Annotated in this window: 1 protein-coding gene; it reads left to right on the forward strand. The window is 59.1% G+C overall.

Annotation, left to right across the window (positions count from 1 at the left end):
* A partial coding sequence (locus AACS18_RS14905) for a beta-ketoacyl synthase N-terminal-like domain-containing protein (protein WP_108612577.1) occupies positions 1-925 on the forward strand: 925 nt, incomplete at its 5' end.
* Positions 926-1,049: the final 124 nt, after the last annotated feature.

Here is a 1,049-nt window from a genome sequence, read left to right on the forward strand (position 1 = left end):
GCGTACCGGCCTGGTGGTCGGTTCAGGTGGTGCCTCCGGCAAGAACACCTCGGAATCTGTGGACATCGCCCGTGAGAAAGGGGTCAAGCGTGTGGGCCCTTACATGGTGCCGCGCACCATGTCTTCCACCACCTCTGCTTGCCTCGCGACCCCGTTCCAGATCAAGGGTGTCAACTACTCCATCAGCTCCGCCTGCGCCACCTCTGCCCACTGCATCGGTCACGCGCTTGAGCTGATCCAGCTTGGCAAACAGGATGTGGTCTTCGCCGGTGGCGGTGAAGAGCTGGACTGGTCCTCTACCATCCAGTTTGATGCCATGGGCGCCCTCTCCACCAAGTACAACGACACGCCGGAAAAAGCGTCCCGTACCTATGATGCGAACCGCGACGGTTTCGTTATCTCCGGTGGCGGCGGCATTCTGGTGATCGAAGAGCTGGAACATGCGCTGGCCCGTGGCGCTCACATCTATGCCGAGCTGACCGGTTACGGTGCTACCTCCGATGGCTATGACATGGTCGCGCCGAGCGGTGAAGGTGCGGTGCGTTGCATGAAGATGGCGATGCAGGGTGTGGGCAAGGTTGATTACATCAACACCCACGGCACCTCCACTCCGGTGGGTGATACCAAAGAGCTGGAAGCTATCCAGACGCTGTTTGGCGCCAACGGTCCCAAGATCTCTGCCACCAAGGCGATGACCGGTCATGCGCTGGGCGCTGCGGGCGTGCACGAGGCTGTCTACTCCCTGCTGATGATGGAACATGGCTTTATCGCCCCCAGCATCAACATCGAGACTCTGGACGAGAAAGCCGAAGGTCTGCCCATCGTGCGTGAGTACGAAGCGGCCGAGCTCAATACCGTCATGTCCAACAGCTTCGGCTTCGGCGGTACCAACGCCTCTCTGGTGTTCAGCAAGTTCAAAGGCTGATATCCGGTTGATCTGAAAAAAGCGCCTCAGGGCGCTTTTTTTGTTTCCGTGATCTGCCATCACTCATTGCAGAGCAGAGCAGAGCAGAGCAGAGCAGAGCAGAGCAGAGCAGAGCAGAGCAGAG

The organism is Aeromonas sp. HMWF015, from assembly GCF_963878965.1.
GTDB classification, from domain to species: Bacteria; Pseudomonadota; Gammaproteobacteria; order Enterobacterales; family Aeromonadaceae; genus Aeromonas; species Aeromonas veronii.